This is a genomic window from Micromonospora coerulea, from assembly GCF_016598485.1.
Taxonomy (GTDB): domain Bacteria; phylum Actinomycetota; class Actinomycetes; order Mycobacteriales; family Micromonosporaceae; genus Micromonospora; species Micromonospora coerulea.
Genome location: NZ_JAEMUW010000096.1, coordinates 1 through 1,035, shown reverse-complemented (window position 1 = coordinate 1,035; position 1,035 = coordinate 1). Strand labels below are relative to the sequence as shown.

Annotated in this window: 1 protein-coding gene; it reads right to left on the bottom strand. The window is 69.8% G+C overall.

The features are described from left to right. Positions 1 to 18 precede the first annotated feature (18 nt). A protein-coding gene (locus tag I8N68_RS32430) for an IS5 family transposase (RefSeq protein ID WP_372433934.1) occupies positions 19 to 896 on the bottom strand; the annotation gives its coding sequence in 2 pieces (ribosomal slippage) (positions 19 to 521 and positions 521 to 896; 879 coding nt in all). Positions 897 to 1,035 lie beyond the last annotated feature (139 nt).

The following is a 1,035-nucleotide window of genomic DNA, read 5'->3' as shown; positions in this document are numbered from 1 at the left end:
AGCCTGTGTCGAAGTCGGTCACAGCCACTCGCTGATCGCGGCGATGTGCACGGTGGCTTCGTAGCGCACGGCGAGCTTGTCGAATCGGGTGGCCACGGCGCGGTTGCGCTTGAGTCGGTTGATGCCGCATTCCACGGCATGACGCTGCTTGTACCGCTCGGGGTCGAAGGCGGGTGGCCGGCCGCCCTTGGAGCCCCGTTTACGCCGGTTGGCGTCCTGATCGGCCTTCGACGGAATGGTCGCGGCGATCCCTCGTCTGCGCAGGTAGCGGCGGTTCGCTCGGGACGTGTACGCCTTGTCGGCCAGGACCCGGTCCGGGCGGGTCCGCGGCCGACCGCCGCCCAGGCGGGGCACCCGGATGCCGTCGAGCACCGCGACGAACTGCGGGCTGTCCCCACGCTGCCCGGCGGTCAGCACGATCGACAACGGCTTCTGCCCCTGCTCGCAGGCAAGGTGCAGCTTTGTCGTCAGCCCACCCCGCGACCGCCCGAGCGCATGATCGGCCGGCTCGACCGTCACCCCGCCCGGGGGTTCGACCTGCAGATCCCCCTTTTACGCGCCCCAGCGGCGTGCTGATGCGCCCGGGCGACCGACGAGTCCACCGACACGTCCCACGTGACACGCCCGCCCGCGTCGGCCACCGCCTGCAACGCGGTCAGGATCTTCGCCCAGGTCCCGTCGCGCTGCCAGCGGCGGAACACCGCGTACGCCGCCGCCCAGGACCCGTAGCACTCCGGTATGTCCCGCCACGGCGCACCGACCCTGGTCCGCCACCGGATCCCATCAATGAGCTGCCGCTTCGTCCATGTCGGCGGCCGACCTGGCCTACGCCCCACAGGTAGCAGCGGCTCCAGCGCCGCCCACTGCGCGTCGGTCAGGTCGTGCCGCCTCGTCACCGCTACAGTGGTCACGAGGTCTCCGTGCTGATGGTCTTCTTCGTCGATGAACCATCTACCGGAGACCTCGCTATTTATCGATCACCGACGCGCCGGAATCTCATCGCCCCACCACCGCCGACTTCGACACAGGCCCTAG